22 protein-coding genes and 1 riboswitch are annotated in these 25179 nt (G+C 67.6%); of the genes, 11 read left to right on the top strand and 11 right to left on the bottom strand.

The annotated features are described in order from the left end of the window. Positions 1-3 precede the first annotated feature (3 nt). Together L6Q67_RS13430 and L6Q67_RS13435 are read left to right on the top strand one after the other, a co-directional pair. Entirely contained in the window at positions 4-789 is a 786-nt protein-coding gene (locus tag L6Q67_RS13430; RefSeq protein ID WP_296570125.1) for a CbbQ/NirQ/NorQ/GpvN family protein, read from the top strand. Positions 790-960: 171 nt separating this feature from the next. Next, positions 961-1812 carry an L-type lectin-domain containing protein gene (locus L6Q67_RS13435; RefSeq protein WP_296570126.1) on the top strand — a complete coding sequence of 284 codons (852 nt, stop codon included), beginning with the start codon at positions 961-963 and terminating at the stop codon, positions 1810-1812. 96 nt (positions 1813-1908) lie between these two features. Here the strand turns inward: L6Q67_RS13435 and L6Q67_RS13440 are convergent, their stop codons facing one another. Further along, a complete protein-coding gene (locus tag L6Q67_RS13440; RefSeq protein WP_296570128.1) occupies positions 1909-2571 on the bottom strand; it encodes a PEP-CTERM sorting domain-containing protein in 663 nt (220 codons plus the stop codon). A 572-nt stretch (positions 2572-3143) separates the two neighbouring features. Between L6Q67_RS13440 and L6Q67_RS13445 the strand changes: the two genes are divergently transcribed. Beyond that, positions 3144-3935 (top strand): PEP-CTERM sorting domain-containing protein, encoded by a 792-nt coding sequence (locus L6Q67_RS13445; RefSeq protein ID WP_296570130.1) that lies wholly within the window; start codon positions 3144-3146, stop codon positions 3933-3935. A gap of 75 nt (positions 3936-4010) precedes the next feature. On the opposite strand, the gene metH is transcribed toward L6Q67_RS13445, so the two are convergent. Together metH and L6Q67_RS13455 are read right to left on the bottom strand one after the other, a co-directional pair. Next, a complete protein-coding gene (gene metH / locus L6Q67_RS13450; protein ID WP_296570132.1) occupies positions 4011-7712 on the bottom strand; it encodes a methionine synthase in 3702 nt (1233 codons plus the stop codon). Between the two features lie 77 nt (positions 7713-7789). Further along, a riboswitch (S-adenosyl-L-homocysteine riboswitch) is annotated at positions 7790-7861 on the bottom strand. A 38-nt stretch (positions 7862-7899) separates the two neighbouring features. Then, a complete protein-coding gene (locus L6Q67_RS13455; protein ID WP_296570134.1) occupies positions 7900-8151 on the bottom strand; it encodes an oxidoreductase-like domain-containing protein in 252 nt (83 codons plus the stop codon). A gap of 145 nt (positions 8152-8296) precedes the next feature. Here L6Q67_RS13455 and L6Q67_RS13460 point away from each other — a divergent pair, with 145 nt between their 5' ends. Genes L6Q67_RS13460 through L6Q67_RS13495 form a run of 8 tightly spaced genes read left to right on the top strand, consistent with a single transcriptional unit; the run spans position 8297 to position 16862 of the window. Then, on the top strand, positions 8297-9616 hold the full coding sequence (locus tag L6Q67_RS13460) for a DUF805 domain-containing protein (RefSeq protein ID WP_296570136.1): 1320 nt from the start codon (positions 8297-8299) through the stop codon (positions 9614-9616). 55 nt (positions 9617-9671) lie between these two features. After that, positions 9672-10286 carry a CDP-alcohol phosphatidyltransferase family protein gene (locus L6Q67_RS13465; protein WP_296570137.1) on the top strand — a complete coding sequence of 205 codons (615 nt, stop codon included), beginning with the start codon at positions 9672-9674 and terminating at the stop codon, positions 10284-10286. Between the two features lie 8 nt (positions 10287-10294). After that, entirely contained in the window at positions 10295-12052 is a 1758-nt protein-coding gene (locus L6Q67_RS13470) for a bifunctional alpha/beta hydrolase/class I SAM-dependent methyltransferase (RefSeq protein ID WP_296570139.1), read from the top strand. After that, positions 12049-13386: a phosphatase PAP2/dual specificity phosphatase family protein gene (locus tag L6Q67_RS13475; RefSeq protein WP_296570141.1), complete on the top strand. Its 1338-nt coding sequence runs from the start codon at positions 12049-12051 to the stop codon at positions 13384-13386. Before L6Q67_RS13470 ends, L6Q67_RS13475 begins: the two co-directional genes overlap by 4 nt. Next, positions 13376-13849: a hypothetical protein gene (locus tag L6Q67_RS13480; protein ID WP_296570143.1), complete on the top strand. Its 474-nt coding sequence runs from the start codon at positions 13376-13378 to the stop codon at positions 13847-13849. The genes L6Q67_RS13475 and L6Q67_RS13480 overlap by 11 nt, the downstream gene beginning before the upstream one ends. Before the next feature lie 14 nt (positions 13850-13863). Next, on the top strand, positions 13864-14487 hold the full coding sequence (locus L6Q67_RS13485) for a 1-acyl-sn-glycerol-3-phosphate acyltransferase (RefSeq protein ID WP_296570144.1): 624 nt from the start codon (positions 13864-13866) through the stop codon (positions 14485-14487). Positions 14488-14502: 15 nt separating this feature from the next. Next, entirely contained in the window at positions 14503-15447 is a 945-nt protein-coding gene (locus tag L6Q67_RS13490) for a phosphatidate cytidylyltransferase (protein WP_296570146.1), read from the top strand. After that, positions 15444-16862, top strand: a complete 1419-nt coding sequence (locus L6Q67_RS13495) for an AAA family ATPase (protein ID WP_296570147.1) — start codon at positions 15444-15446, stop codon at positions 16860-16862. The genes L6Q67_RS13490 and L6Q67_RS13495 overlap by 4 nt, the downstream gene beginning before the upstream one ends. Positions 16863-16975: 113 nt before the next feature. Here the strand turns inward: L6Q67_RS13495 and L6Q67_RS13500 are convergent, their stop codons facing one another. The 8 genes from L6Q67_RS13500 to napH form a co-directional block, all read right to left on the bottom strand. Beyond that, a complete protein-coding gene (locus L6Q67_RS13500; protein WP_296570149.1) occupies positions 16976-17299 on the bottom strand; it encodes a hypothetical protein in 324 nt (107 codons plus the stop codon). Between the two features lie 51 nt (positions 17300-17350). Next, positions 17351-18640: an ammonium transporter gene (locus L6Q67_RS13505; protein WP_296570151.1), complete on the bottom strand. Its 1290-nt coding sequence runs from the start codon at positions 18638-18640 to the stop codon at positions 17351-17353. A 255-nt stretch (positions 18641-18895) separates the two neighbouring features. Next, positions 18896-20275: a cbb3-type cytochrome c oxidase subunit I gene (locus L6Q67_RS13510; RefSeq protein ID WP_296570152.1), complete on the bottom strand. Its 1380-nt coding sequence runs from the start codon at positions 20273-20275 to the stop codon at positions 18896-18898. 27 nt (positions 20276-20302) lie between these two features. Further along, entirely contained in the window at positions 20303-20728 is a 426-nt protein-coding gene (locus L6Q67_RS13515) for a cytochrome c (RefSeq protein ID WP_296570154.1), read from the bottom strand. 128 nt (positions 20729-20856) lie between these two features. Continuing rightward, positions 20857-22896 carry a response regulator gene (locus L6Q67_RS13520; protein WP_296570156.1) on the bottom strand — a complete coding sequence of 680 codons (2040 nt, stop codon included), beginning with the start codon at positions 22894-22896 and terminating at the stop codon, positions 20857-20859. Between the two features lie 232 nt (positions 22897-23128). Next, positions 23129-23788, bottom strand: a complete 660-nt coding sequence (locus L6Q67_RS13525; RefSeq protein ID WP_296570157.1) for a NapC/NirT family cytochrome c — start codon at positions 23786-23788, stop codon at positions 23129-23131. 26 nt (positions 23789-23814) lie between these two features. Further along, positions 23815-24306, bottom strand: a complete 492-nt coding sequence (locus L6Q67_RS13530) for a nitrate reductase cytochrome c-type subunit (RefSeq protein ID WP_296570159.1) — start codon at positions 24304-24306, stop codon at positions 23815-23817. Then, entirely contained in the window at positions 24306-25178 is an 873-nt protein-coding gene (gene napH / locus L6Q67_RS13535; protein ID WP_296570161.1) for a quinol dehydrogenase ferredoxin subunit NapH, read from the bottom strand. The genes L6Q67_RS13530 and napH overlap by 1 nt, the downstream gene beginning before the upstream one ends. Between the last annotated feature and the right edge of the window lies 1 nt (position 25179).

A 25179-nucleotide genomic window follows, 5' to 3' on the forward strand; every position in this document is an offset into this window, starting at 1 on the left:
CCCATGACCACCCACGCTCCCTTTTACGAACCGGCCGGCAACGAGATCGAAGTCTTCGAGCAGGCCTGGAAGAACCGCCTGCCCCTGCTCATCAAGGGCCCCACCGGTGTCGGCAAGACCCGCTTCGTGGCCCACATGGCCGCCCGCCTCGGCTTGCCGCTATACACCGTGGCCTGCCACGACGACCTCACCGCGGCCGACCTGGTGGGCCGCCACCTCCTCGGCGACGGGCAGACCGTGTGGAGCGACGGCCCCCTGACCCGCGCCGTGCGGGAGGGCGGGATCTGCTACCTGGACGAAGTGGTCGAGGCCCGCCGGGACACCACCGTGGTCATCCACCCCCTGGCCGATGACCGCCGCGTGCTGCCCATCGAGCGCACCGGCGAGCTTCTCCACGCCCCCGACAATTTCATGCTGGTGATGTCCTACAACCCGGGTTACCAGAACTTCCTGAAGGGCCTCAAGCCCTCCACCCGCCAGCGCTTCATCAGCCTGCGCTTCGACTTCCCCGCCGCTGCCCGGGAAGAATCCATCCTGCAGGGGGAAGCCGGCTGTGACCCGATGCTGGCAAAGCAGCTCGTCTCCATTGCCGGGCGCCTGCGCAGCCTGAAGGACGTGGACCTGGAGGAAGTCGTATCCACCCGCCTGCTGGTGTACGCCGCCAAGCTGGTGAAGGTCGGCCTCGACCCGGTGGAGGCCTGCCGTTCGGCGCTGGTGGAAAGCCTGACCGACGACATGGATGTGGCGGATGCGCTGCTGGAGGTGGTACGCGCAACGTTTGGACGCTGACGGCCGCGTCTGCAAACAAGGGTTACGTGCCCTTCGGGCAATAACCATGATACTAAAATGGAATTGACCTTCCGCAGTCCGTAAGCTGCGAAAAGCCCGGAGTTCCACCAGACTCCCGGGGCACGGGTGATCTGGCGGGACACCTTCCTCAGTATCCTGGAGACGCCCACCATGAATGTCCTGCCATCCTTCAAGCACAGCCTGCTTTCCACCACCGCCCTCGCCACGGCGCTGCTGGCCTCGCCCGCATCGGCGACCCTGCTCTTCGGGCAGGGGGGCGACATCGCCTGGACCTCGCCGGTGCTGGAGCTCAACGGCTCCGCCCACGCCTACGACCCGGGCAGCGGCATGGTGCTGCGCCTGACCGACAACGTCGGCAGCCAGGCCGGCACTGCCTTCTTCGACAATCCCTACGTGCTGGGTCACAACAGTGACTTCAGCACCAGCTTCACCTTCCAGATCACGTCCCCGGGCAACCCGCTCACCAATCGCTCGGACGGCCTGGCCTTCGTGATCGCCACCAGCCCGACCAGCCTGGGCGGCGGCGGGGGTGGCATGGGCTACGGCAGCACCAACCCCCTGTCCCCCAGCCTGGCCATCGAGTTCGACACCCACTGGAACGGCTTTGACCTTTCGGACAGCCATATCGGGGTGATGAAGAACGGCAACGAGACGCTGCATCTGGCCCAGACCAATGTGCCCGCAAGCATGGACAACGGCGACGTCTGGAAGGCCACCATCAACTACTTCGGCCAGGGCGACCTGCTGGTGGTGAAACTGGTGGACCTGAACAATCCCGCCGTCACCGCCTCCCTGAGCTACACCATCGACATCGCCAGTCTGATGGGCTGCGGCGCGGCCGGCTGCGTCAATTCCTACTTCGGTCTGTCGGCGGGCACGGGCGGCGGCTATGCCAATCACGACGTTCTCGCCTGGTCGCTGGCGGTGCCGGAGCCCGGGAGCCTGCTGCTGTCGGCCCTCGGACTGGGCATGCTGGGCGGCGTGATGCGGCGCCGTCGCTGAACTCGACTCCACGCCCGGCCGGATCACCACACGTAAAAAGGCCCGGACGGGGAATCCCCGTCCGGGCCACTCAAGCAGTACCGCTCGGGTCTGCGATCAGGCCTGCGTCTTGCGGCGCATCACGCCCAGGCCGGCAAGGCCGAGGGCAGCCAGGGCCATGCTGGCGGGTTCGGGCACCTGCTGGCGAGCGCGCATCTCGATGGCATCGATGGCCAGTGCATTATGGGAGCCATCATGCAGGGACAGGCCGGCAATACCATCGCGCAGCAGGATGGTGTCGAAGCCACCGCCTTCGAAACCGAGATAGTGGAAGCTGGTGGTCTGCGCAACCGAACCGGACAGCACCAGCGCACCGTCGTCCCACAGCTCGAAGTAGGCACGGGAGTGCGAGGAATTGCCACTGCCGATCACGAAGCCCACATCACCAAAATCCAGGCCGCTGGAGAGGCTCAGCGAGGTGTAGCCAAAGTCACCGCCGTTGGGGTACCAGGCGCGGTTGCCGTCCCTACCACCGGGGTTGTAGGTCACCCAGATACCGTAGGGGGACGGGTTGATCTGCTGCACGGTGATACCGCCTTCGGTGTAGGCACCGCTCCCGGTGTACATCGTCCCGTCGTTGGGCACGCTCTCGAAGCTGTTGAACTGGGTGCGTTCGGTGTTGTTGATGAAGTCGGTGGTATGCACCACGGGTGCGGCCTGAACGGCACCGGCAGCAAGAACGGCACACAGGGTAGCGAGTGAATGGCCAAGCAGTTTCATGAAGGTCCCCGGCAACATCAGGCACGATCGCTGATGCGCAGCAAATGTCAAAAAATGTAATGTGACGTAACGCTGCGCATTGTAGGGGGCGGTACCGGGCATCCGAAGCGGCCACCAGAAGCCCCCGCGACATCCATCACGGCAGTTTGGTGACGTCGTTCTCGAAGTACCCGAAACCCCTCGAATCCCCCCGGATCCGGCACATCAGGCCGCCCGCAAGCGCCAGGCGGTCACCCCGACGAGGGAGGGGACCAAAGGTGACATCCGTCGACTTTTCTTACACAGATGCGAAAAAATCACCACTCTTCGCCGGAAAACCGTTGATTTATAACGACTCTCAATCCGGGTTTGCAAATTGCTAGAGAGGAATCGAGCGGCACCGCGGAAGCCGGGAGCGAGGAAAAGATCGCCCGGGCAGCTGCGCCACCCGCTGCAATCGACGTGTCCCGGAGTCGTGGGCAGTCAGGCCGGAGTCGTGCAGCCCCACCAACTCCCGCCTGCGGATTGTGAAAGTGAGCCCAGGACGAGCCAGGACGATCCTAAATCGAGTCTGTCACCCAAAAAGGCGCCCCATGATCCGCAAACTCACCCTGCTGGCTCTGGCCAGCACCACGCTGCTTGCCGCCGTCAATGCCAGCGCTGCCGTCTACACCTTCGGGACCCCGACCCACGCCCTGCCGGCCGTCAGCGGCAATGGGCTTACCGGGCAACTGTGGACCAACGTCAACCCGAACACCGACACCCTGAGCCAGGCCCAGACCATCATCAACGGCGGGTTTGCGACGGCCAATTTCCGGGCGACGACCGTCGACTTCCCGAGCGGCCCGGCGGGTACCACATCCACCTCGGCCACCTACAGCTCGGTGCTCGACGCAGTCGCCCAGAGCACGCTGGACAACAGCAGCGTTCTGCCGGACGACGTGCTCAACACCGTCATGCGCTTCGCGGGCTTCTTCGGCGTCCAGAACGCCGGCGAGGTGTGGACCTTCCGGCTTCCGTCCGACGACGGCAGCGCGGTGGACATCCAGGGCACACGCATCCTCGATAACGACGGCATTCACAGTTTCGGCGGCCCCACCACCACGGTGGAGTTCACCACCCCCGGCCTGTACGCCATCAACGTACTGTTCTTCGAGTCCCAGGCCACCGAGTGGGGGCTGGAGTTCCAGGGCGGCCTGAACGGCGCCTCCCCCACCACGGCCTTGACTCCGCGCCTGTACACGCTGGTGGATTTCGCCACGCCCGACGACGAGCGCCTGGACAGCATCCAGCCCAACGCTGTCCCCGCTCCCGGCAGCCTGTCGCTGATCGGCGCCGGCCTGCTTGCCGCTCTCGGCTTCCGCAAGCGCAGTTCCCGGCGCTGAATCCGCAGCAAAGCCATCCGGGCGCGGCAAGGCGCGCGTCCGGATGCTTGTCTTAGGGGCCGGGTCTGATGTCGCTTACAGCAGCGGCGCCAGCCACCTCGACGCTTCGGCCACGCTCATGCCGGTGCGTGCGGCCCAGTCTTCCAGCTGGTCCTGACCGATCTTGCTGACCGCAAAGTAGTGGCTGTCCGGGTGCGCCAGGTAGAAGCCGCTCACCGCCGCCGCCGGCGTCATGGCGAAGCTCTCGGTGAGGTGCATGTCGGCCCGGGCGGGGGCGTCCAGCAGGGCAAACAGATCGCCCTTGACGGTGTGATCCGGGCAGGCCGGGTAGCCCGGTGCCGGGCGGATGCCCCGGTAGGCTTCCTTGATCAACTCGTCACAGCTCAGGGTCTCGGCCGGGGTGTAGGCCCAGAACTCCTTGCGCACCCGGGCGTGCAGCCATTCGGCGGCGGCCTCGGCGAAGCGGTCGGCGAGGGCCTTGAGCATGATGGCGTGGTAGTCGTCGTGGGTGCGCTCGTAGGCCGCCAGACGGCCTTCGATGCCCAGGCCGGCGGTGACGGCAAAGGCCCCCACGTAGTCGGCAACGCCACTGTCCTTGCCGGCCACGAAGTCGGACAGGCAATAGTTGGGCTTGCCCATCGGGCGCTCGTGCTGCTGGCGCAGGCCGTGCCAGCTCATCAGCACCTGCTCGCGGGATTCGTCGGCGTAGATCTCGATATCGTCGCCCACCGCATTGGCCGGGAAGAGGCCGAACACCGCCTTCGCCTTGATCCACGGGTGGGTGTCCTGCTCAGCCACCATGCGGGCCAGCATCACCTCGGCGTCGGACTTGAGCTCCCGGGCGGTCTCGCCGACGATCTCGTCGTGGAGGATCTTCGGGTAGCTGCCGGCCAGGTCCCAGGTCTGGAAGAAGGGGCCCCAGTCGATGTAATCCACCAGCTCGGCCAGGTCGATGTCGAAGGACTGGATGCCCAGCTGGGCGGGCACGGGCGGCACATAGGCTGGATCAGCATTCCACTTGAAAGCGTTGGCGCGGGCCTCGGCCAGCTTCACCATGGCCACGCCCTTCTTCTGGGCATGCTGGGCGCGCAGCTTTTCGTAGTCGGCCGCCACCTCGGCGGCGTAGGCCTCGCTCTGGCCTTCGGAGAGCAGGCTGGTGACCACGCCCACGGCGCGGGAGGCGTCGGGCACGTAGATCACCGGCTTGTCGTAGTGGGGCGCGATCTTGATCGCCGTGTGGGCGCGGCTGGTGGTGGCGCCGCCGATCAGCAGCGGCACCTCGAAGCCCTGGCGCTGCATCTCCGAGGCCACGTGGCTCATCTCCTCGAGCGACGGGGTGATCAGGCCGGACAGGCCGATGGCCTGGGCACCGTGCTCGCGGGCAGCGTTGAGGATCTTGTCGCAGGGCACCATCACGCCCAGGTCGACGATGTCGTAGCCGTTGCAGCCCAGCACCACGCCGACGATGTTCTTGCCGATGTCGTGCACGTCGCCCTTCACGGTGGCGACGACGATCTTGCCCTTGGAGGTGGCGCCGGTGCGGGCCTTCTCCTCTTCGATGTAGGGGATCAGGTGGGCCACGGCCTGCTTCATCACCCGTGCCGACTTGACCACCTGGGGCAGGAACATCTTGCCGGCGCCAAACAGGTCGCCCACCACGTTCATGCCGGCCATCAGCGGGCCTTCGATCACGGCCAGGGGCGGCTTGCCCTCGGCTTCCAGCTTGGCACGGACTTCCTCGGTGTCGGCCACCACGAAATCGGTGATGCCCTTGACCAGCGCGTGGGACAGGCGCGCCTCGACGGGCTGTTCGCGCCAGCTCAGGTCGGGCCCGGAATCCTTGGCTTTGCCCTCCTTCACGGTCTGGGCGAAGTCCACCAGGGCCTCGCCAGCCCCCGGGTGGGCGTTGAGCACCACGTCCTCGACCTTTGCGCGCAGTTCCGGCTCCAGGTCGTCATACACCCCGAGCATGCCGGCGTTGACGATGCCCATGCTCATGCCGGCCTTGATGGCGTGGAACAGGAAGACGGTGTGGATGGCCTCGCGCACCGCGTCGTTGCCGCGGAAGCTGAAGCTCACGTTGGAGACGCCGCCGCTGATCTTGGCGTAGGGCAGGTTGGCCTTGATCCACGCCACCGCGTTGATGAAGTCCACGGCGTAGTTGTCGTGTTCCTCGATGCCGGTGGCGATGGCAAAGATGTTCGGGTCGAAGATGATGTCTTCCGGCGGGAAGCCGATGCCCACCAGCAGGTCGTAGGCACGCTTGCAGATCTCGGTCTTGCGGGCAAAGGTGTCGGCCTGGCCCTTCTCGTCGAAGGCCATCACGATCACCGCCGCACCGTACTGGCGGCACAGGCGCGCCTGGCGCAGGAACTCGGCCTCGCCCTCCTTCATGGAGATCGAGTTGACCACGCCCTTGCCCTGGATGCACTTCAGGCCGGCCTCGATGACGCTCCACTTGGAGGAGTCGAGCATGATGGGCACCCGGGAGATGTCCGGCTCGGAGGCGATCAGCTTGAGGAACTTCTCCATGGCGGCCATGGAGTCCAGCATGGCCTCGTCCATGTTGATGTCGATGATCTGGGCGCCGTTCTCCACCTGCTGGCGGGCCACCGCCAGGGCGTCATCGAAGCGGCCTTCCAGGATCATCCGGGCGAAGGCCCGGGAGCCGGTGACGTTGGTACGCTCACCCACGTTCACGAACAGCGACTCGGGGCCGACATTGAAGGGCTCCAGGCCCGACAGGCGCAGCTTCTTGTCCACATGGGGCACGCTGCGCGGGGTCACCAGGCTCACCGCCTCGGCGATGGCCTTGATGTGGGCCGGCGAGGTGCCGCAGCAGCCGCCGACGATGTTCACCAGGCCGCTGCGGGCCCACTCGACGATCTCTGCCGCCAGTTGCTCCGGCGTCTCGTCGTAGCCGGTGGGCGACAGGGGGTTGGGCAGGCCGGCGTTGGGGTGGGCCGAGACGAAGGTGTCGCAGACATTCGACAGCTCGTCCACGTACTGGCGCAGCTCCTTCGCCCCCAGGGCGCAGTTGAGGCCGAAGCTGATCGGCTGCGAGTGGGACAGGGAGTTCCAGAAGGCTTCGGCGGTCTGCCCCGACAGGGTGCGGCCGGAAGCGTCGGTGATGGTGCCGGAGATCATCACCGGCAGGCGACGATCGAGGTCGGCAAACAGCTTCTCGACGGCAAACACCGCGGCCTTGGCGTTGAGGGTGTCGAAGATGGTCTCGATCAGGATGATGTCGGCGCCGCCCTCCATCAGGCCCTTCGCCGAATCGTAGTAGTCGTCCACCAGCGCATCGAAGCTGACGTTGCGGAAGCCCGGATCATTCACGTCCGGCGAGATCGACAGGGTGCGCGAGGTGGGCCCCAGCACACCGGCGCAGTAGCGCGGCTTGGCCGGGTTGGCGGCGGTGAACTCGTCGCACAACTCGCGCACCAGGCGGGCGCCTTCCACGTTGAGCTCGTAGGCCAGATCAGACAGGTTGTAGTCGGCCTGGGAAACCCGGGTGGCGTTGAAGGTGCAGGTTTCGATGATGTCGGCACCGGCCTCGAGATAGGCGCGGTGGATGCCACCCACCACGTCCGGGCGGGTCAGCACCAGCAGATCGTTATTGCCTTTGAGGTCCTTCGGGTGATCCGCGAAGCGGGCGCCACGGTAGTCGGCCTCACCCAGCTTGTGCTGCTGGATCATGGTGCCCATGGCGCCATCCAGGATCAGGATGCGGTGGGTCAGCTGGTTCTGGAGTTCGACGGTGCGGTCGGCTTGCATGGATCTACCTCGGGTGCGTAAGACACAGCCGGAGGCGACGGATGCAAAAGCAAACGGCGCGGCAAACCCGGCTGGAAGGTTTGCGAGCGCCGTTGTGGGTTGCCGAGCCTGGCCCGCTGGATCAGCAGGTCGCAACGCTCCTCGGCAAGGCCCGGATTTTACGGGGTTTTCGGGCCGCTTGCCAAGCTCAGGCGGCGGCCCGCAGGGCTCCCTCTGTCAGGGACTCCCGGGCGTCATCCTTCCACCAGCCCAGGGCCGCGTAGTAGCCCTCCCACACGCAACCATTGCAGCCCCGGCCGCAGCAGGTGGTGGGCGGCGGCGGCGGATTGCGGTGGGCCACCCCGGCACTCGCCAGCAGGGCGCGGATCGCGGCGATCTGGGCCTCGGCCTCGTTCAGGTCGGCGGGGCGGCGATCGAAGGGGCTGGCGGCAGTGGTCATGAACGGTCTCCGGCGGGGGTCGCGAAGATAGCACTCGGCGGCCCGCCCGGAAAGCCACTTCATCACACCGAACAAACGCCCTTGTCATTGCCCGGGCATGACATGGCGCTTAAAATCCGGCCCGATCACCCAACCGGAGTCCGCAGTGCCCCAAGTCCATTCGATCCTCTTCTTCGGCGACATCCTCCCCGGGCACGACGCCATCAGCTGCCGGCGTCAGCTCCAGGTGCTGCTCAAATGCCCGCCGGAAACCATGGACAGCGTGTTTTCGGGCGGACGGGTGTGCCTGCGCAAGGGGCTGGACGAGGCCGACGCCCGACGCTACCAGACGCGCCTGGAGGCCATCGGGCTGCGCATCGTGATCGATCCGCCGCTCACCCCCCCGGCCCCTGCCGCCGCCGAGCCTGAGCCCGCCCCTTCCCTTAGACCGCTTCCACAACAGACCCCGGAACTCGCCCCGCCGCCAGCCCCCCAACCGGCGCCGGAGCCCACCCCCAGGGCCACAGTGCCCGCCCCGGCGGCCGTCGAGCTCATCAACTGCCCGGCCTGCGGCGAGGAGCAGCCACGCCGCACCCTGTGCCGCGCCTGCTCCATCGACATGCCCCGTTTCGCCGCCTCCCGGGCCGCACCGCCGCCCGCCAAGGCGGACCGCCCTGCCGTCACCTACATGCTGACACCCGACGCCCCCTCGCCGGTGCTGGCCGACAGCGGCATTGTCGGCCTGGGCTTCCGGGGTCGCTTCGGGCGCCGCAACTTCGCGCTTACCGGGCTGCTGACCCTCGGCGGCACCCTGGTCCTGGCCCTCCTCGCCTTCACCCTGGGCATCCCGGGCATGCTGATCGGCGGCCTCGGGATGCTCCTGATGTTCATCTACGGCACCCGCAGCACCGTGTTCCGCCTCCACGACCTGGGCCTCAGCGGGTGGTGGACGCTGGTCACCTGGATCCCCTATCTGGGCGGGGTAGCCGCGCTGCTGCTGCTCGTGGTGCCCGGCCAGAAAGGCAGCAATGCCTGGGGCGAGCCGGCCCGCCCGGTGTCGGCGGTCGGGCTGCTGGGGGGAATGGCGCTGATCGGTGGCGCCCTCTTCCTCGCCATCAGCATCTTCGGCACCCAACTGCCGTCCATGCCGGAGCTGCCCGGTGTACCCGGCAACGAAACAGGCAAAGCGGCCTTCACCGAGCGCTACGACGCCAGCCGCGACCGGATCGTCATGTATTCCCTGAGCACCTGCGGCTTCTGCGCCGAAAAGCGCCAACAGTTCGACCGCATGGGCGTGCGCTATGTCGAGCTCATGATCGACGAAGACCCGGTCGCCGAGGCGCGCCTCAACAGCCGCCTGCGTGAGGCCGGTCTGGACAGCGGCGCCATCGGCACGCCGATCATCGAGGTCAATGGCACCCTGCTGCCCAACAACCCCGGCTTCAGCGAAATCGGACTGCACCTGAGTCGGGCAACGAAGATCTGAAGCATCAGCCCGGTTGCATGGCAGAATCGGCAGGTCAGCACCCCGGGTGACCAGGATGATCAGCATCTACCAGCTCAAGCCCCGCTTCCAGGCGCTGCTCCGGCCCATCGTCGGCCGGCTGGCCGCGGCCGGCATCACGGCCAATCAGGTCACCCTGGCGGCCATGCTGATCTCGCTGGTGCTGGGCCTGGGGCTGTTCCTCAACACCGACAGCAGCCGCGCCTTCCTGCTGCTGCCCCTGTGGATGTTCCTGCGCATGGCCTTCAACGCGGTGGATGGCATGCTGGCGCGGGAGTTCGGCCAGCAGTCCCCCCTCGGCGCCTACTTCAACGAGCTGTCCGACGTACTCTCCGATGCCGCCCTCTACCTGCCCTTCGTGGCGGTGGCACCCTTCGGCTGGGGCAGCGTCGGAGCGGTGATCTTCCTGTCGGCGGTCTCCGAGATGGCCGGCGCCCTCGGCCCCATGGTCGGCGCCCCGCGCCAGTACGACGGCCCCATGGGCAAGAGCGACCGGGCCTTCCTGTTCGGCGCCCTCGGCCTGTGGCTGGGCTTGGCCGGCAGCCTGCCCGACGCTGCCTTCTGGATCATGCCGGTGGCGGCTCTGGCCATCCTGCTCAACACCTTCAACCGCATCCGCAGCGGTGTCCGCCAGGCCCGCAATCCACACTGAGGTCAGCGATGAACACACCCCGCCCGGTCTCCGAACACCATTTCGAAACCCACGACGGGGTGCATCTGTTCTACCGCCACTGGCCCGCCACCGCTCCGCGCCGGGGTGCCGTGGTGATGTTCCACCGGGGCCACGAACACTCCGGCCGCATCGCCCACCTGGCCGACGAGCTGGACCTGCCCGGTTTCGACTTCTTCGCCTGGGACGCCCGCGGCCACGGCCACTCCCCGGGGGCCCGGGGCCACTCCCCCAGCTTCGGCACCTCGGTGCGCGACGTGCAGACCTTCGTCGATCACATCCACACGCACCACGGCATCGCCCACGCCGACATGGCCGTGCTGGCCCAGAGCGTCGGCGCGGTGCTGGTGGCCACCTGGGCCCACGACTACGCCCCGCGGGTGCGCTGCCTGGTGCTCGCCTCGCCGGCCTTCCAGGTCAAGCTCTACGTTCCCTTCGCCCGCCCGGGCCTGGCCCTGCTCGAAAAGCTGCGCGGCAACTTCTTCGTCAACAGCTACGTCAAGGCCAAGTTCCTGACCCACGACCCGGCCCGCCAGCGCAGCTACGACAAGGACCCGCTGATCGCCCGGGCCATCTCGGTGAACATCCTGCTCGGTCTTTACGAGGCCGCCGAGCGGGTCGTGGCCGACGCCCAGGCCATCACCCTGCCCACCCAGCTGCTCATCTCCGGCGCCGACTGGGTGGTGCATCACGGGCCCCAGCACCGCTTCTTCGACGGGTTGGGCTCGGCGGTCAAGGAGAAGCACGTCCTCGACGGCTTCTACCACGACACCCTCGGCGAGCAGGACCGAAAGCTCGCCACCGACAAGGCCCGGGACTTCATCCTGCGCCAGTTCGACCACCCGGCCGCTCCGGTGAGCCTGCTCGATGCCGACCAGCACGGCGCCACCCGGGACGAGTCCGACGCCCTGACCCGCCCCCTCTCCCCGCTCAGCCCCCGCGGCCTCTACTGGGCCGCCTACCGGGCCAGCATGAAGCTCGGCGGCCACCTGTCGGCGGGCATCGCCCTGGGCCACCGCACCGGCTTCGACTCGGGCAGCACCCTCGACTACGTCTATCGCGACACCGCCACCGGCAGCGGCCCCCTGGGCCGGGCCATGGACCGCAACTACCTCGACGCCATCGGCTGGCGCGGCATCCGCCAGCGCAAGCGCCACCTGGAAGAGCTCCTGCGCCTGGCCCTCGGCCAGCTGCACACCGAGGGGCGCCCCCTGCGGGTGCTGGACATCGCCGCCGGCCACGGCCGCTACGTGCTCGAAGCCCTGACCGAAGCCCCGCGCCGTCCCGACACCATCCTGCTGCGCGACTTCAGCGACATCAACGTGCGCGATGGCGCCGCCCTGATCCGCGAGAAGGGCCTGGAGGCCATCGCCCGCTTCGAGAAGGGCGACGCCTTCGACCGGGCCTCGGTGGCCGGCGTGTCGCCCCGCCCCACCATCGGCATCGTCTCCGGCCTCTACGAGCTGTTTCCCGACAACACCATGGTGAGCCGCTCCCTGGCCGGCATGGCCGACGCCATCGAGCCCGGCGGCCTGCTGATCTACACCGGCCAGCCCTGGCACCCCCAGCTCGAACTCATCGCCCGGGCCCTCACCAGCCACCGGGGGGGCCAGGCCTGGGTGATGCGCCGACGCAGCCAGGCCGAGATGGACCAGCTGGTGGACGCCGCCGGCTTCGACAAGCTCGAACAGCGCATCGACGAATGGGGCATCTTCACCGTGTCCCTGGCCCGGCGCCGCGCCCCATGAACAGCCGGGCCGCCCCCGCCACCGCCATTCCCTGGCAGCGGGGCGTCGCCTGGCTGCTCTTTCTGGGGCCCTTTTTCTTCCTCAGCTACGGCTTCGCCAACACCATGGCGGCCCGCTGGCAGGTGAGCGACAGCCTGGTGTATGGCTGGGAGCGGCACATCCCCTTTCTGCCCTGGACCATCCTGCCCTACTGGTCCATCGACCTGTTCTACGGCTTGTCCTTCCTGCTGTGCCGCACTGCCCTGCAGGTAGACCGCCACGCCCTGCGCCTGCTCACCGCCCAGCTCGTATCGGTGGCCTGCTTCCTGGCCTTTCCCCTGCGCTTCAGCTTCGCCCGCCCCGAATCCGACGGGCTTTTCGGCGCCCTCTTCGACGCCCTGGCCGGGTTCGATCTGCCCTACAACCAGGCGCCCTCCCTGCACATCAGCCTGCTCGTCATCCTGTGGGTGCGTTTTGCCGCCGCCACCCGCGGTCCCCTGCGCGGGCTGGTGGATGCCTGGGCCGCCCTGATCGCCGTATCGGTGCTCACCACCTACCAGCACCATTTCATCGATCTTCCCAGCGGCGCCCTGGTGGGCCTGCTGTGCCTGTGGCTGTGGCCGGATGAAGGCCCGACGCCCTTCTCTGCCGCCCGCTGGACGCACAGCCCCGAGCGGCGCCGGCTGGCCGGCCATTACCTGGTCGGCGCCCTGGCCGCGGCCGGCCTGGGCATCCTGCTCGGGGGTGGAGGGCTGGTGCTCATCTGGCTGGGCATCGCCCTGGCCCTGGTGGCCCTCAACTACGCCTTCATCGGCCCCGCCGGTTTCCAGAAGCACGCCGGCCGCCACAGCCTCGGCGCGGCCCTGCTGCTGGCTCCCTACACCCTCGGTGCCTGGCTCAATGCGCGCCTGTGGACCCGCCGCGCCCCCGCCCCCGGCCTGATCGCCGATGGCGTGTGGCTGGGCCGCCTGCCCGACAGCCAGGCGATGCAGGCCGGCGGCTTCCGCGCCCTCGTCGACCTCACCGCCGAACTGCCCGCCCCCTGGGGCGACTGGGCCTACACCCAGCTCGCCTGGCTCGATCTGGTGCCGCCCGACAGCAGCCAGCTGGAGCAAGCCGCCGCCGCCATCGAGCGCCTGCGCCGGCACGGACCGGTGCTGGTGTGCTGCGCCCTGGGCTACTCGCGCAGCGCCAGCGCAGTGGCCGCCTGGCTGCTGGCCACCGGCCGGGCAGCCTCGCCGGAGGCTGCGCTGGCCATCCTGCAGCGTTCCCGGCCCCGGGTGGTGCTGGGCCCGCGGCACCGCCAGGCCCTGGCCCGGGTCATCCCGCCGGCGGAGCTCAGCGGTGGCGCCTGATACCCCTGACATTCCCTGCACCCGCGCCGCAGCAGCCCGCGCGGCCCTCACCGCCGCCACCCTGGCCCAGGGACGCGACCTGCATCTGCTCAGCCTGTGCCTGCTGCTGCCCGCCCTCGCCGCCCTGTTGCTGGCCCCCGGCGGCCCGGCCCGCAGCGCCTGCCTCACCCTGAGCCTGGTGGCCGGCACCGTGCAGGTCTACCATGCCCTGCGCTGCGGCCTCGATGCAGCGCTGTTCGCCCACTGGGCCACGTGCTGGAGCCGGCCCACGGCAAGCGATGCCGACGTCGATGCCGACCTGCAGGCCTTCGACCATGCCCTAGCTGAGGACTTCGGGCGCGCCCCCCTGACGCCGCGCCCCCTGGCCGAGCGGGTCCGCGGCGCCCTCGGCCTGCTGCGCCGCCAGGCCCTTGCCCTGGGCATTCAGGGCCTCACCTTGCTCGCCGCCATGGCCGCGGGCTGAACCCGGACAACCCGATGTTTGTCGACCGCCTCCTCGCCTCCGCCCTGTGCGGCTTTGCCCGCGCCCTCACCGGCGTCCGTGCCCTGTGGCTGGGCAGCGAACCCGACGCCCGCCCCCGGGTGTACTTCGCCAACCACCGCAGCCACGGGGATTTCGTGCTGATCTGGGCGTCCCTGCCACCGCCCCTGCGCCGCCGCACCCGGCCGGTGGCCGGCGCCGATTACTGGCTCACCACAAGCCTGCGCCGCTTCCTGATCAACCGGGTCTTCCGCGGGGTGTGCATCGACCGCCGCCCCGGGCGCAACGGCCCCAACCCGGTTGAGCAGATGGGCGAAGCCCTGGGCGCCGGTGAATCCCTGATCCTCTTTCCCGAAGGCACCCGCAACATGGGCGACGGCCTGCTGCCCTTCAAGAGCGGCCTGCACCACCTGGCCAAGGCCCACCCGGAGGCCGAGCTGATCCCCGTGTGGATCGAGAACCTGGGCCGGGTGATGCCCAAGGGCAGCCTGATCCCGGTACCCCTGCTGTGCACCCTGAGCTTCGGCCCACCCCTGAGCCCGGTGGACGGGGAGAGCCGCGAGGCCTTCCTGACCCGCGCCCGTACCGCCCTCCTCGACCTCGCCCCCCCCGCCGACTGAACCCGGGTTGAACCCATGAACGCATCCCACGACCTCATCACCGTCTTCGGCGGCATCTTCGGCCTGCTGGCCGTGTTCAGCCTGATCGGCGCCGGGCTCAAATACCGGGTCGCCCGGGGTCAGCCCCACGGCGTCATCGACAACCTCAACGCCCGCATCAAGGCCTGGTGGGCCATGATCGCCCTCATCGGCGCGGCCATCTGGATCGGCCCCTGGGGCGTGATCGCCCTGTTCGCCTTCATCTCCTTCCAGTGCCTGCGGGAGTTCATCTCCCTCACCCACACCCGGCTCGGCGACCACCGGGCCCTGCTGTGGAGCTTCTTCGTCTTCCTGCCGGCCCAGTACTGGCTCATCGCCACCCACTGGTACGGCCTGTTCTCCATCCTGATCCCGGTCTATGCCTTCCTGCTGCTGCCCATCTCCTCGTCCCTGGGGGCCGACACCACGCGCTTCCTGGAGCGGGCGGCCAAGGTGCAATGGGGGCTGATGATCTGCGTGTACTGCCTGTCCCACGTGCCCGCCCTGCTCACCCTGGACATCGCCGGTTACGCCGGGCGCAACATGCTGCTGATCGTCTTCCTGATCCTCACCGTGCAGTCCAGCGACGTCTTCCAGTACGTGTGGGGCAAGCTCATCGGCAAGCGCAAGGTGTCGCCGGCCATCTCGCCCTCCAAGACCGTCGAGGGCCTGGTGGGCGGCGTGCTCACCTCCACCGCCGTCGGCGCCGCCCTGTGGTGGATCACCCCCTTCACGCCCCTGGAGGCCGGCCTGATCGCCCTGGTCATCAACGTGATGGGCTTCTTCGGCGGCTTCGTGCTGTCCGCCATCAAGCGCGACCGGGGGGTGAAGGACTGGGGCGCCATGATCGAAGGCCACGGCGGCATGCTCGACCGGGTGGATTCGATCAGCTTCTCCGCCCCCATCTTCTTCCACATCGTGCGCTACTGGTGGGTGGCATGAGCACGGCCCCACTGCCCGACTGGCTGGCGCGCTTCCAGGCCCGTCTCGGCGCCGAGCTCATCGAAACCCACATCTCCTGGCTGCTCCTCGCCGACGGCTTCGTCTGGAAGCTGAAGAAGCCCCTGAGCCTGCCCTTCCTCGATTACGCCACCGCCGAGCAGCGCCGCTTCTGCTGCCATGAAGAGCTGCGCCTCAATCGGCGTTTCGCCCCCGGACTCTACCTGGGCCTGGAAGAGGTGGACGACAGCGGCGAGTGCGCCGTGAAGATGCGGCGCTTTGCCGAGAGCCAGCGCCTGGATCACGTCTGCGACCGGGGCGGGCTCGGCCCCGACGCCCTCACCAGCCTGGCCCGCAGCCTCCACGCCTTCCACCGGGGCGCCGCCGTGGCCGATGCCCGCAGTTCCTGGGGCGAGCCCGATGCGGTCCTGGCCCCTGCCCTCGACAATTTCGCCACCCTGCTCACCCTGCAACCCGGCGAGGCCCGCCGCCTGGCGCGCCTGCAGGCCTGGACGCAGGCCGAATTCGACCGCCAGCGCAGCCTGTTTGCCGCCCGCAAGGCCGGTGGCCACATCCGCGAATGCCACGGTGATCTGCACCTGGGCAACCTGGTGCTCCTCGACGGGCAGGTGGTGCCCTTCGACTGCATCGAGTTCAACCCCGCCCTGCGCTGGATCGACGTGGCCTCCGAACTCGCCTTCACCTGGATGGACCTCCTCGACCACCACCGGCCCGACCTGGCGGCCTGGCTCCTGAGCGCCTGGCTGGAGGAATCGGGGGACGTGAGCGGCGTGCCGCTGCTGCGCTTCTATGCGGTGTACAAGGCCATGGTGCGGGCCAAGGTGGCCGCCCTGTCGGGCAACCCACAGGGCGTGGCAGACTACCTGGAGCTGGCCGAGCGCCTCACCACGCCCCCCGCAGCACGCCTGATCATCACCCACGGCCTGTCCGGCTCCGGCAAGACGGTGCGCAGCGCCGCCCTGCTGATGGCCGACCCTGCCGCAACCACCCTGCGCCTGCGCTCCGACGTGGAACGCAAGCGCCTCCACGGCCTGCCGGCCCTGGCCACCAGCCGGCGCGACACCCGGCGCGGCGGCATCTACACGCCTGAAGCCACCCGGCTCACCTTCGCCTACCTGGCAGAAGCGGCCGGGCACATGCTCGATGCCGGCTGGTCGGTGATCGTCGACGCGGCTTTCCTGAAGCGTACCGAGCGGGATGACTTCCGGGCCATCGCCCTCCGTCATGGCGCGGCCTTCGCCATCCTGGCCTGCTCCGCACCAGAAGACGAACTGCGCCGGCGCCTGGAGGCACGCCGCGGCGACGCATCCGAGGCCACGGTCGCGGTGCTCGAGCAGCAACTGGGCTGGATGGAGCCTCTGGCACCGGACGAGCTGAACTACGTGCTGCCGCCCTGAGAGCGCAATCGAGCGCCCGCAGGCACTGCATGAGGGTGGCGGAGCAGGAAAGCCGCGCCCCCCGAGAGCAGGATGCACCCGAAACTAGGTTACCAACACCTGTCCACGCACCCTCAACGCAGGGAGCCGACGTAGCGCTGGGTCGGGTGGGTGGCCTCCGGGCGGGCGGTGCGCAGGCGCTCCAGCAGGCCCGGCCCGCTACGCTCGGTAGCGGGGCTGGAGGTGGCCGCAGGCGTGTCCAGCTCCATTGCCAGGCGCAGGCGGGCACTCAGTTCGGCGAGCTCGGGGTTGCCGGTGGCCACGGCCAGGCGCACCACCTCGCGGGCGTAGTCCTTGTTCGCGCGCATGTATTCCACATCGGTGATGCGGTTGCTGACCCGCCGCATCAACAGGTGGATCCGGCCAAGCAGGCCGTAGATGACGGAATCAGATTCCATGGAGGCTCCCTTGATTTCAGATGACCGGGTTTGGTGTGGCGCCCAGGGCGCTCAGGCGATGGCCTCGCCGTGCTCGCTCAGATCAAGCCCGTCGCGCTCGGTGTGCTCGCCGACCCGCAGGCCCACCAGCCGGTCGATCACCATCAGCACGACCAGGGTCATGCCGCCGCTGTAGACGAGGGTGGCGCAGATGCCAGCGAGCTGCACCAGGATGTCGCCACGCAGGCCACCGATGGCCGGGGTGGCCAGCCAGCCGGTGAGCAGGGCTCCGATCATGCCGCCGACACCATGGATGCCGAAGGCGTCGAGCGCATCGTCGCAGCGCAATACGCGCTTCAACACGGTAGCACCGAGATAACAGCCCACCCCTGCCAGGGCGCCGATCAGCAGGGCGGAAGTGGGGGTGACGAAGCCCGAGGCGGGTGTCACTGCCACCAACCCTCCCACGGCGCCCGAGACCAGGCCGAGGGCACTGGGGCGGCCGCGGACCAGCCACTCTGCCCCCATCCACGCCACTGCCGCCGTGGCCGCCGCCAGCTGGGTGGCCAGCATCGCCATGCCTGCCCGGGCGTCGGCCGCCAGCCCTGAGCCGGCGTTGAAGCCGAACCAGCCCACCCACAGCAGGGCCGCCCCGGTGAGAGTCAGGGCCAGGTTGTAGGGCGTCATGGGCTGACGTCCGTAGCCGCTGCGGGGCCCGACGTAGAGGGCACACACCAGCCCGGCCACGCCCGCATTGACATGCACCACCGTGCCGCCGGCGTAGTCCAGTGCACCCAGCAGCGCCAGCCAGCCGTCCGGGGCCCATACCCAGTGGGCCACCGGGGCGTACACCAGCACCGACCACAGGGCTGCAAACAGCAGTACGGCCGGGAACTTCATGCGCTCGGCAAAGGCCCCCGGCACCAGCGCGGTGGTGATGATGGCAAAGCTGAGCTGGAACATCGCGAACACCGATTCGGGCACTCCACCGCTCAGGGAGTCCAGGCTCAGCCCGTCGAGAAACAGGCGGTCCAGCCCGCCCACGAAGGCCGAGCCCGGGCGCATCGCCAGGCTGTAGCCGGCGACGCACCAGGTGAGGGTCACCACCGCGGCGATGGCGATGGTCTGGGTCATGGTGGCGAGCACGTTCTTGCGTCTGACCATACCGCCGTAGAACAGGGCCAGGCCGGGCAGGGTCATCAACAGCACCAGGGCGGTGGCCACCAGCATCCAGGCGGTGTGGCCGGAGTCCGCCCGGACGGCGGCCACACCATCCGCCAGGGCTGCGACAGGCAGGCACAGAGCGCCCAGACACAGGGCGGGCGCGACGCGAAGGGAACCGGAACGGCGGCTTCCAGGCATGGGGGCTCTCTGAAAAAGGAACATCGCCTCTGAAGGGCGGATGTGCACCTGCAGCAAAACCTGTGCCGGGAGAAAACACCGGCAAACCCCTGCCCTCTGCGCAAAACGTGCCCAGGTCTGGCCCACCCTCGCCCTGTCGGGCACCAAGTCGGTGCTCCGATCAGGTCCTGCCGTTGATCGCCCGCATTCTCAGCCCCCATAAACAACAAGCCCGGCATTGCGCCGGGCTTGAGGGTGTTGCGACTAGCGGGTGTTTCAGGCGGCCTTGGCCTTGGTCTCGCCACTGACGAAGAAGCTGGTGATGTAGATCAGCAGGCCGATCAGGAACATCACGCCGGCGCCTTCACGCAGCCAGTAGAAGATCTCGACCTGCTCCTGGGCTGCCATGAAGGGGATCGGGGTGCTGCTGTAGCGTTGCAGCCACACCTGCAGGATGCCCGCGGCGGTCAGGAACAGGGTGATGAAGACCATGGCGATGGTCATCAGCCAGAAGGACCACATCTCCAGCACCTGGGCCTTTTCGCTGTTGGCTGCACGGCCGCGCAGGATGGGCATGGCGTAGCTGATGATGCACAGCACGACCATGGCATAGGCACCGTAGAAGGCCATGTGACCGTGGGCGGCGGTGATCTGCGTGCCGTGGGTGTAGTAGTTCACCGGGGCCAGGGTGTGCAGGAAGCCCCACACGCCAGCGCCCAGGAAGGACATCACACCGGTACCGAGGGCCCACAGGGTGGCGGCCTTGTTCGGATGCTCGCGACGGCGACGGTTCACCATGTTGAACGCGAAGACGGTCATGGCGAAGAAGGGAATCGGCTCCAGGGCGGAGAACACGGAACCCCACCACTGCCAGTACTCCGGCGTACCGATCCAGAAGTAGTGGTGGCCGGTACCGATGATGCCGGTGACCAGGGTCATGGTGATGATGACGTACAGCCACTTCTCGATCACTTCGCGGTCGACACCGGTCACCTTGATGAGCACGAAAGCCAGCAGGGAGCCGAGGATCAATTCCCACACGCCTTCGACCCAGAGGTGCACAACCCACCACCAGAAGTACTTGTCGAGCACCAGGTTGTGCGGGTTGTAGAAGGAGAACAGGAAGAACACCGCCAGGCCCCACAGACCGATCATCAGCACCAGCGAGATCGACGTCTTGCGGCCCTTGAGCATGGTCATGGTGAGGTTGAACAGGAACACCAGGGCCACCACCACGATGCCGATCTTGGTCAGCAGGGGTTGCTCGAGGAACTCCCGACCCATGGTCTCGAGGATGTCGTTACCGGTGAACTTGGCCAGGGTGGCGTAGGGCACCAGCAGGTAGCCGAGGATGGTGGCGGCACCGGCGACGAGGAAGACCCAGAACATGAGCAGCGCCAGCTTTGGCGAATACAGCTCGGTTTCGGTTTCCTCCGGAATCATGTAGTAGGCCGCACCCATGAAGCCGAAGAGCAGCCACACGATGAGGAGGTTGGTATGGACCATCCGCGCCACGTTGAACGGGATGGCGGGAAACAGGAAATCGCCGATCACGTACTGCAGGCCCATGATGAGCCCGAACAGCACCTGTCCGGTGAAGAGCCCGATGGCCGCGATGAAATAAGGCTTCGCGACCGCCTGAGAGGAATATTGCATGGTTTTAGCTCCCTTTCTGATCGGCGATCAGCCTTCGATGTTGGGCGGCCAGTTGGCTGTGTTGATCTCGGACGAGTACTTCAGGAACTCGACGAGGTCATTCAGCTGCTGCTCGGTCAGATGGAAGTTGGGCATCTGACGGCGACCCGGTGCGCCGGTGGGCTGGGACTGGATCCAGGCCTTGATGAACTCAGGCCCGCGCCGTTTGTAGACGTTGCCCAGTTCCGGGGCGAAGTAGGCGCCCTCACCCATCAGGGTGTGGCAGCCGATGCAGTTGTTGACCTCCCACACCTTCTTGCCGGCGATGACGGACGGCGTGAGGTTGGCGCGGTTGTCCCGCTTGGGAATGGCCTGCATCGAATCGAAGGTCAGCGCGAGGAACAGGAGCGCAAAGAAAACGGTGCCCCCATAGAAGATGTTTCGCGCCATGGATTTTGTGAATGTCCCGCTCATGGAACCTCCCTGGATGGCTTCGCTGCACGGCGCAGCTTGGGGCGGATGTTCCGGATCGGTGGGGGTGACGTCCTTGACTGTGGTCAAGGTGGCCGGACGGGGCCGATCGACGCGGGCCCGGCGGGCCCTCAAGCAGCGCTGGCGGCCTTCTTGAAGCAGTGCAGGAGCGTGGCGAAAAGCACTTCCGGATCAACGGGTTTGGCGACGAAATCGTTCATTCCCGCCTCGAGGCAGCGGGCCCGGTCCTCGACGAAGGCATTGGCGGTCATGGCAACGATGGGCACACGCTTGCCGCCTGGCAGCTCCCGGATCCGCCGGGTGGCCTCGAGACCATCCATGTTGGGCATCTGCACATCCATCAGGATCAGGTCGAAGGGCTGCCGGGCCAGCAGCGCCAGCGCCTGGACGCCATCCTCGGCGCACACCACGACCTGCCCGACATCCAGCAACATCATCGAGGCGATTTCCCGGTTGATGATCTCGTCCTCGACCAGCAGGATCCGACGCCCGGGATAGTCCCGGGCAAGGGTGTCCTCGGCCTGGCCGGGCGGTGATGAGGGGAGCTCAGGCCGGATGGCGGCCTGGCGCCGCAGCCGCGCGGTAAACCAGAAGGTGCTGCCCTGCCCCACCACGCTGTCTGCCCCGGCCGTCCCGCCCATGCGTTCGGCCAGTTTGTGGGTGATGGCCAGGCCCAGGCCGGTACCACCGTGCTTGCGGGTCAGGGTGTTGTCAGCCTGCTCGAAGGCCGTGAACAGCCGCGGCAGGACCTCCGTCGGAATGCCGCCCCCCGTGTCCCGCACCTCGAAGCGCAGCAGGGCGCTGTCGGCCGTCAGCTCTTCCAGGGCCACGCGCAGGCTCACCCTGCCGGCAGCGGTGAACTTGACGGCATTGGCGCCGTAGTTGAGCAATGCCTGCTGCACCGCGGTCGAGTCACCGAGGAGGTCGTCCGGCAGCGCATCCATCTCGGCCTCCAGCCGCAGCCCCTTGGCCTGGGCGCGGGCGTGCAGCATCGACAGGACATTGTTGAGGATGCTGCCCACCTGGATCGGGGCTTCCGCCAGCACGAACTTGCCGGCCTCGATCTTCGACAGTTCCAGCACCGCGTTGATGATGTTGAGCAGGTGCTCACCGGCATCTTCGAGCTTGTCGAGCTGTTCCCGCTGGCGCTCGCTCAGCCCGCCCCGGCGGATGAGATAGGCCATCCCGGTGATGGCATTGAGCGGGGTCCGGATCTCGTGGCTCATGTTGGCCAGGAAGGCGCTCTTGGCCACGCTGGCGGCCTCGGCGGCTTCCTTGGCCCGGGACAGCTCGGCGGTGCGTGCTTCGACCAGCTGCTCCAGGCTGTCCCGGTGGCGGGCCAGCTCATCCTGGGCGGCCTTGGAGGCGGTGATGTCGCGAGTGATGGAGAGCAGGCCGGGAACGCCGTTGATCATCATCGGTGAGACCGAGAAGGTGCCCCAGAAAATCTCCCCGCCCTTCTTGCGGAAACGCGCCTCCAGCTGCAGGCGGGTCTGGCTGTTGCGCAGCTTCTCACTGAACGCCTTGCGGTCTTCCGGATTGGCCCAGATGCCCAGCTCGAGGGAGCTGTGGCCGATGATCTCGTCCCGGGCATAGCCGGTGATATCGACGAAGGCCTGATTGACATCGATGTACACCCCGTCGGCCAGGGTGGTGATGGCAACCGCGTCGAGGGTGGTCTGGAAGGCCGTACGGTAGCGCTGCTCGCTGTCGGCCTGCGCACGCTGGGACTGGATGATGTCGGAGACGTCGCGGAAGTACCAGGCGCGCCCCCGGAAGGCACCGTCGGGGCCACCCAGGGCGGTGGTATGACGCCGCAGGGTGCGGCCATCACGCAACTGGATGTCGCTCACGTCGTCCAGCTGAAGGTCGGCATACAAGGCTGCCACCCGAGTGGCAAAGGCCTCCGGATCGGATACCCGGGCCAGGGCCTTGTCGATCAGGCTGGCCTCGTCGGTACCGTAAAGGGACGCCAGCGCCCCTTCTGGCCGGGGCAGGCCCCACACGGAGAAGAAGCGCTCATTCACCGAGACGAGCTTGCGCTCGCGGTCCACCACGAGAATGCCGTCGGGCACGCCGTTGAGGATGGCCCGCTGCAGCGAGGCCTGCAGGTCACCCCGCCCGTTCTCCTCGATATCCATCTCAACCATACGGGCTCCAGCGCCTCTCATCACGCAACCGACATAGACTTGGGAGTTTACTCCGGCCAACCTGAACCGCGCGCGCCTTCTCCTGAAAGCCCTCGTCACCGGCGCTTCGACAGGGGGCCCTGAACCCATGCGCCCATGCGGGGCACACAAGCGAACGGGCCGCACAGGCGGCCCGTCCACTCCCCACGCCAGGCCTGACGGCCCGGCGTTCTGCTCCCCCACTGCTCCGGGTTCAGCCCTTGGTCGCCTTGTCGGCGTCCTTCCCGGCTTCGCCGGGCTTCGGCGTCGTCGGGTGGAATTCCTCGGGGGTTGCGCCTTCCTTCGGCGCACCGATGGCCTGCTCGACTTCGGGCAGGGCGTGGGCGATGCCCTTGTGGCAGTCGATACAGGTCTTGCCTTCGTTCAGGCCGGTCTGGTGCATCCTGGACGAACGACGGCCCTGTTCGGCGTAGTCGAAGCTGTCGAAGTTGTGGCAGTTGCGGCACTCGCGGGAGTCGGTCTTCTTCATCCGTTCCCATTCATGCTTGGCCAGCTCCAGGCGCTTGGCATTGAACTTCTCCGGCGTGTCGATGGTGCCGAGGATCTTGTGCAGCACCTCGTTGGAGGCCTGGATCTTGCGGATGATCTTGGGGCCCCACTCCTTGGGCACGTGGCAGTCCGGGCAGGTGGCACGGACGCCCGAGCGGTTGGAGGCGTGGATGGTGTTGCGGTATTCCTGGTAAACGTTGTCCTTCATCTCGTGACACGAGATGCAGAACGCTTCCCGGTTGGTCCATTCCATGGCGGTGTTGAAGGCACCCCAGAAGAGGATGCCGCCGATGAACAGCATCGCGGCAAATCCCCAACCCAGTGATCGGATGCGGCCGATGAGGCCCTTGTTGTTGGTTTCCATTTATCCGAACTCCCGTGGTCTGTCGGTCAGCGCATGCCGGTGCCGGGCTTGAAGGTGTTGCCCACCAGCGGCTTGGCGTCGCTCTGGGGCACGTGGCACTGGTTGCAGAAATAGCGGCGGGGCGACACGCTGGACAGCTCCTCGCCTTCCCGGGTCTTGAAGTGGGTCACCGAGATCTTGGTGGCACCGCTCTCCTTGGCGCGAGCCCAGGCGTGGCAGTCCAGACACTTGTTGAAGTTCTTGGTGACGGTGTAGCCCTTGATGGTATGGGGGATCAGCGGCGGTTGCTGCACGAAATCCCGGGGCAGGGGCGCCTGGTCGCGGCCATAGCGGGTGCCGTCGCCTTCCGGATCGGAGGCATCGATCTCGGCCCCGCGCAGGCTCTGCAGCTTGACGGGGGCTTCGGTGACGGCCACGGCGGCAGCGGGGGCGAGGAAGGTCTGCGCCAGGCCCATGGAGAGGGTCAAGGCCAGGGCGGCAGCGCGCAGGCGGGTGGTATTGAAGGTCGGCTTGTTCATCACTCGCTCCTTTGGTCGAACCTATGAGTCATCTTGAAAACCTGTTTGTCGCACACATCGATACAGCGGCCGCAGGTGGTGCAGTCCGGGGCCAGAATGAGGGGGTGGGTCTGCCCCACCTGCTTGAGGGCGGGACGGATCACTTGGGGTTCGGGACAGACTGCAAAGCAATCCATGCAGTCGTCGCAGGCCTTGCGGTTGGGGGCGGCCACGCGCACCAGCGCCGTCTTGCCAAGCAGCCCGTAGAAGGCGCCCATGGGGCACAGGTGGCCGCACCAGCCGCGGCTGGCCACCAGCACGTCGTAGATGAAGATGCCGGCGATGACGAAGAGGCCCCCGCCCATGCCGAAGATCAGCCCCCGGTGCAGCAGGGACACGGGATTGACCCACTCCCAGGCCAGGCTGCCGGTGAGGGCGGCGGCCACCAGCAGGCCGCCGAGCAGCCAGTAACGGGTGGCGGCGTCGGGCACCCGGCCGGTCTTGATGCCCAGGCGGCGGCGCGTCCAGGCGGCGGCGTCGGTGACCACATTGACCGGGCAGGCCCAGCTGCAGAACACCCGCCCGCCCACCAGCAGGTAGAAGCCGAGGACGATGGCGGCGCCGATCAGGGCCGAGGAATAAGGCAGGTGGCCGGTAACGAGGGTCTGCAGCACCAGCAGGGGGTCGGTCAGGGGCAGCACGCCCAGGGTCAGCGACGAGGACAGGTTGCCCTTGGCGATCCACAGGCCGAACCACGGCCCGGTGAGGAAGGCCAGCAGGATCAGCAGCTGGCTGCTGCGCCGCAGGATCAGCCAGCGCTGGTGCTGCCACAGGCTGCGGGCCGGGGCGCAGGCAGCCGGCGCGGGCTTGGAGGGGAGGGTGCTGGTCGCCATG

Source organism: Zoogloea sp. (genome assembly GCF_023150065.1).
In the GTDB taxonomy this organism is placed as follows: Bacteria; Pseudomonadota; Gammaproteobacteria; order Burkholderiales; family Rhodocyclaceae; genus Zoogloea.

Excerpts from the sequence above, each read along its gene's own strand:
- L6Q67_RS13430 (WP_296570125.1), top strand. The coding sequence starts at position 4 with ATGACCACCCACGCTCCCTTTTACGAACCGGCCGGCAACGAGATCGAA.
- L6Q67_RS13435 (WP_296570126.1), top strand. The coding sequence starts at position 961 with ATGAATGTCCTGCCATCCTTCAAGCACAGCCTGCTTTCCACCACCGCC.
- L6Q67_RS13440 (WP_296570128.1), bottom strand. The coding sequence starts at position 2,571 with ATGAAACTGCTTGGCCATTCACTCGCTACCCTGTGTGCCGTTCTTGCT.
- L6Q67_RS13445 (WP_296570130.1), top strand. The coding sequence starts at position 3,144 with ATGATCCGCAAACTCACCCTGCTGGCTCTGGCCAGCACCACGCTGCTT.
- metH (WP_296570132.1), bottom strand. The coding sequence starts at position 7,712 with ATGCAAGCCGACCGCACCGTCGAACTCCAGAACCAGCTGACCCACCGC.
- L6Q67_RS13455 (WP_296570134.1), bottom strand. The coding sequence starts at position 8,151 with ATGACCACTGCCGCCAGCCCCTTCGATCGCCGCCCCGCCGACCTGAAC.
- L6Q67_RS13465 (WP_296570137.1), top strand. The coding sequence starts at position 9,672 with ATGATCAGCATCTACCAGCTCAAGCCCCGCTTCCAGGCGCTGCTCCGG.
- L6Q67_RS13470 (WP_296570139.1), top strand. The coding sequence starts at position 10,295 with ATGAACACACCCCGCCCGGTCTCCGAACACCATTTCGAAACCCACGAC.
- L6Q67_RS13475 (WP_296570141.1), top strand. The coding sequence starts at position 12,049 with ATGAACAGCCGGGCCGCCCCCGCCACCGCCATTCCCTGGCAGCGGGGC.
- L6Q67_RS13485 (WP_296570144.1), top strand. The coding sequence starts at position 13,864 with ATGTTTGTCGACCGCCTCCTCGCCTCCGCCCTGTGCGGCTTTGCCCGC.
- L6Q67_RS13490 (WP_296570146.1), top strand. The coding sequence starts at position 14,503 with ATGAACGCATCCCACGACCTCATCACCGTCTTCGGCGGCATCTTCGGC.
- L6Q67_RS13495 (WP_296570147.1), top strand. The coding sequence starts at position 15,444 with ATGAGCACGGCCCCACTGCCCGACTGGCTGGCGCGCTTCCAGGCCCGT.
- L6Q67_RS13500 (WP_296570149.1), bottom strand. The coding sequence starts at position 17,299 with ATGGAATCTGATTCCGTCATCTACGGCCTGCTTGGCCGGATCCACCTG.
- L6Q67_RS13505 (WP_296570151.1), bottom strand. The coding sequence starts at position 18,640 with ATGCCTGGAAGCCGCCGTTCCGGTTCCCTTCGCGTCGCGCCCGCCCTG.
- L6Q67_RS13510 (WP_296570152.1), bottom strand. The coding sequence starts at position 20,275 with ATGCAATATTCCTCTCAGGCGGTCGCGAAGCCTTATTTCATCGCGGCC.
- L6Q67_RS13515 (WP_296570154.1), bottom strand. The coding sequence starts at position 20,728 with ATGAGCGGGACATTCACAAAATCCATGGCGCGAAACATCTTCTATGGG.
- L6Q67_RS13520 (WP_296570156.1), bottom strand. The coding sequence starts at position 22,896 with ATGGTTGAGATGGATATCGAGGAGAACGGGCGGGGTGACCTGCAGGCC.
- L6Q67_RS13525 (WP_296570157.1), bottom strand. The coding sequence starts at position 23,788 with ATGGAAACCAACAACAAGGGCCTCATCGGCCGCATCCGATCACTGGGT.
- L6Q67_RS13530 (WP_296570159.1), bottom strand. The coding sequence starts at position 24,306 with ATGAACAAGCCGACCTTCAATACCACCCGCCTGCGCGCTGCCGCCCTG.
- napH (WP_296570161.1), bottom strand. The coding sequence starts at position 25,178 with ATGGCGACCAGCACCCTCCCCTCCAAGCCCGCGCCGGCTGCCTGCGCC.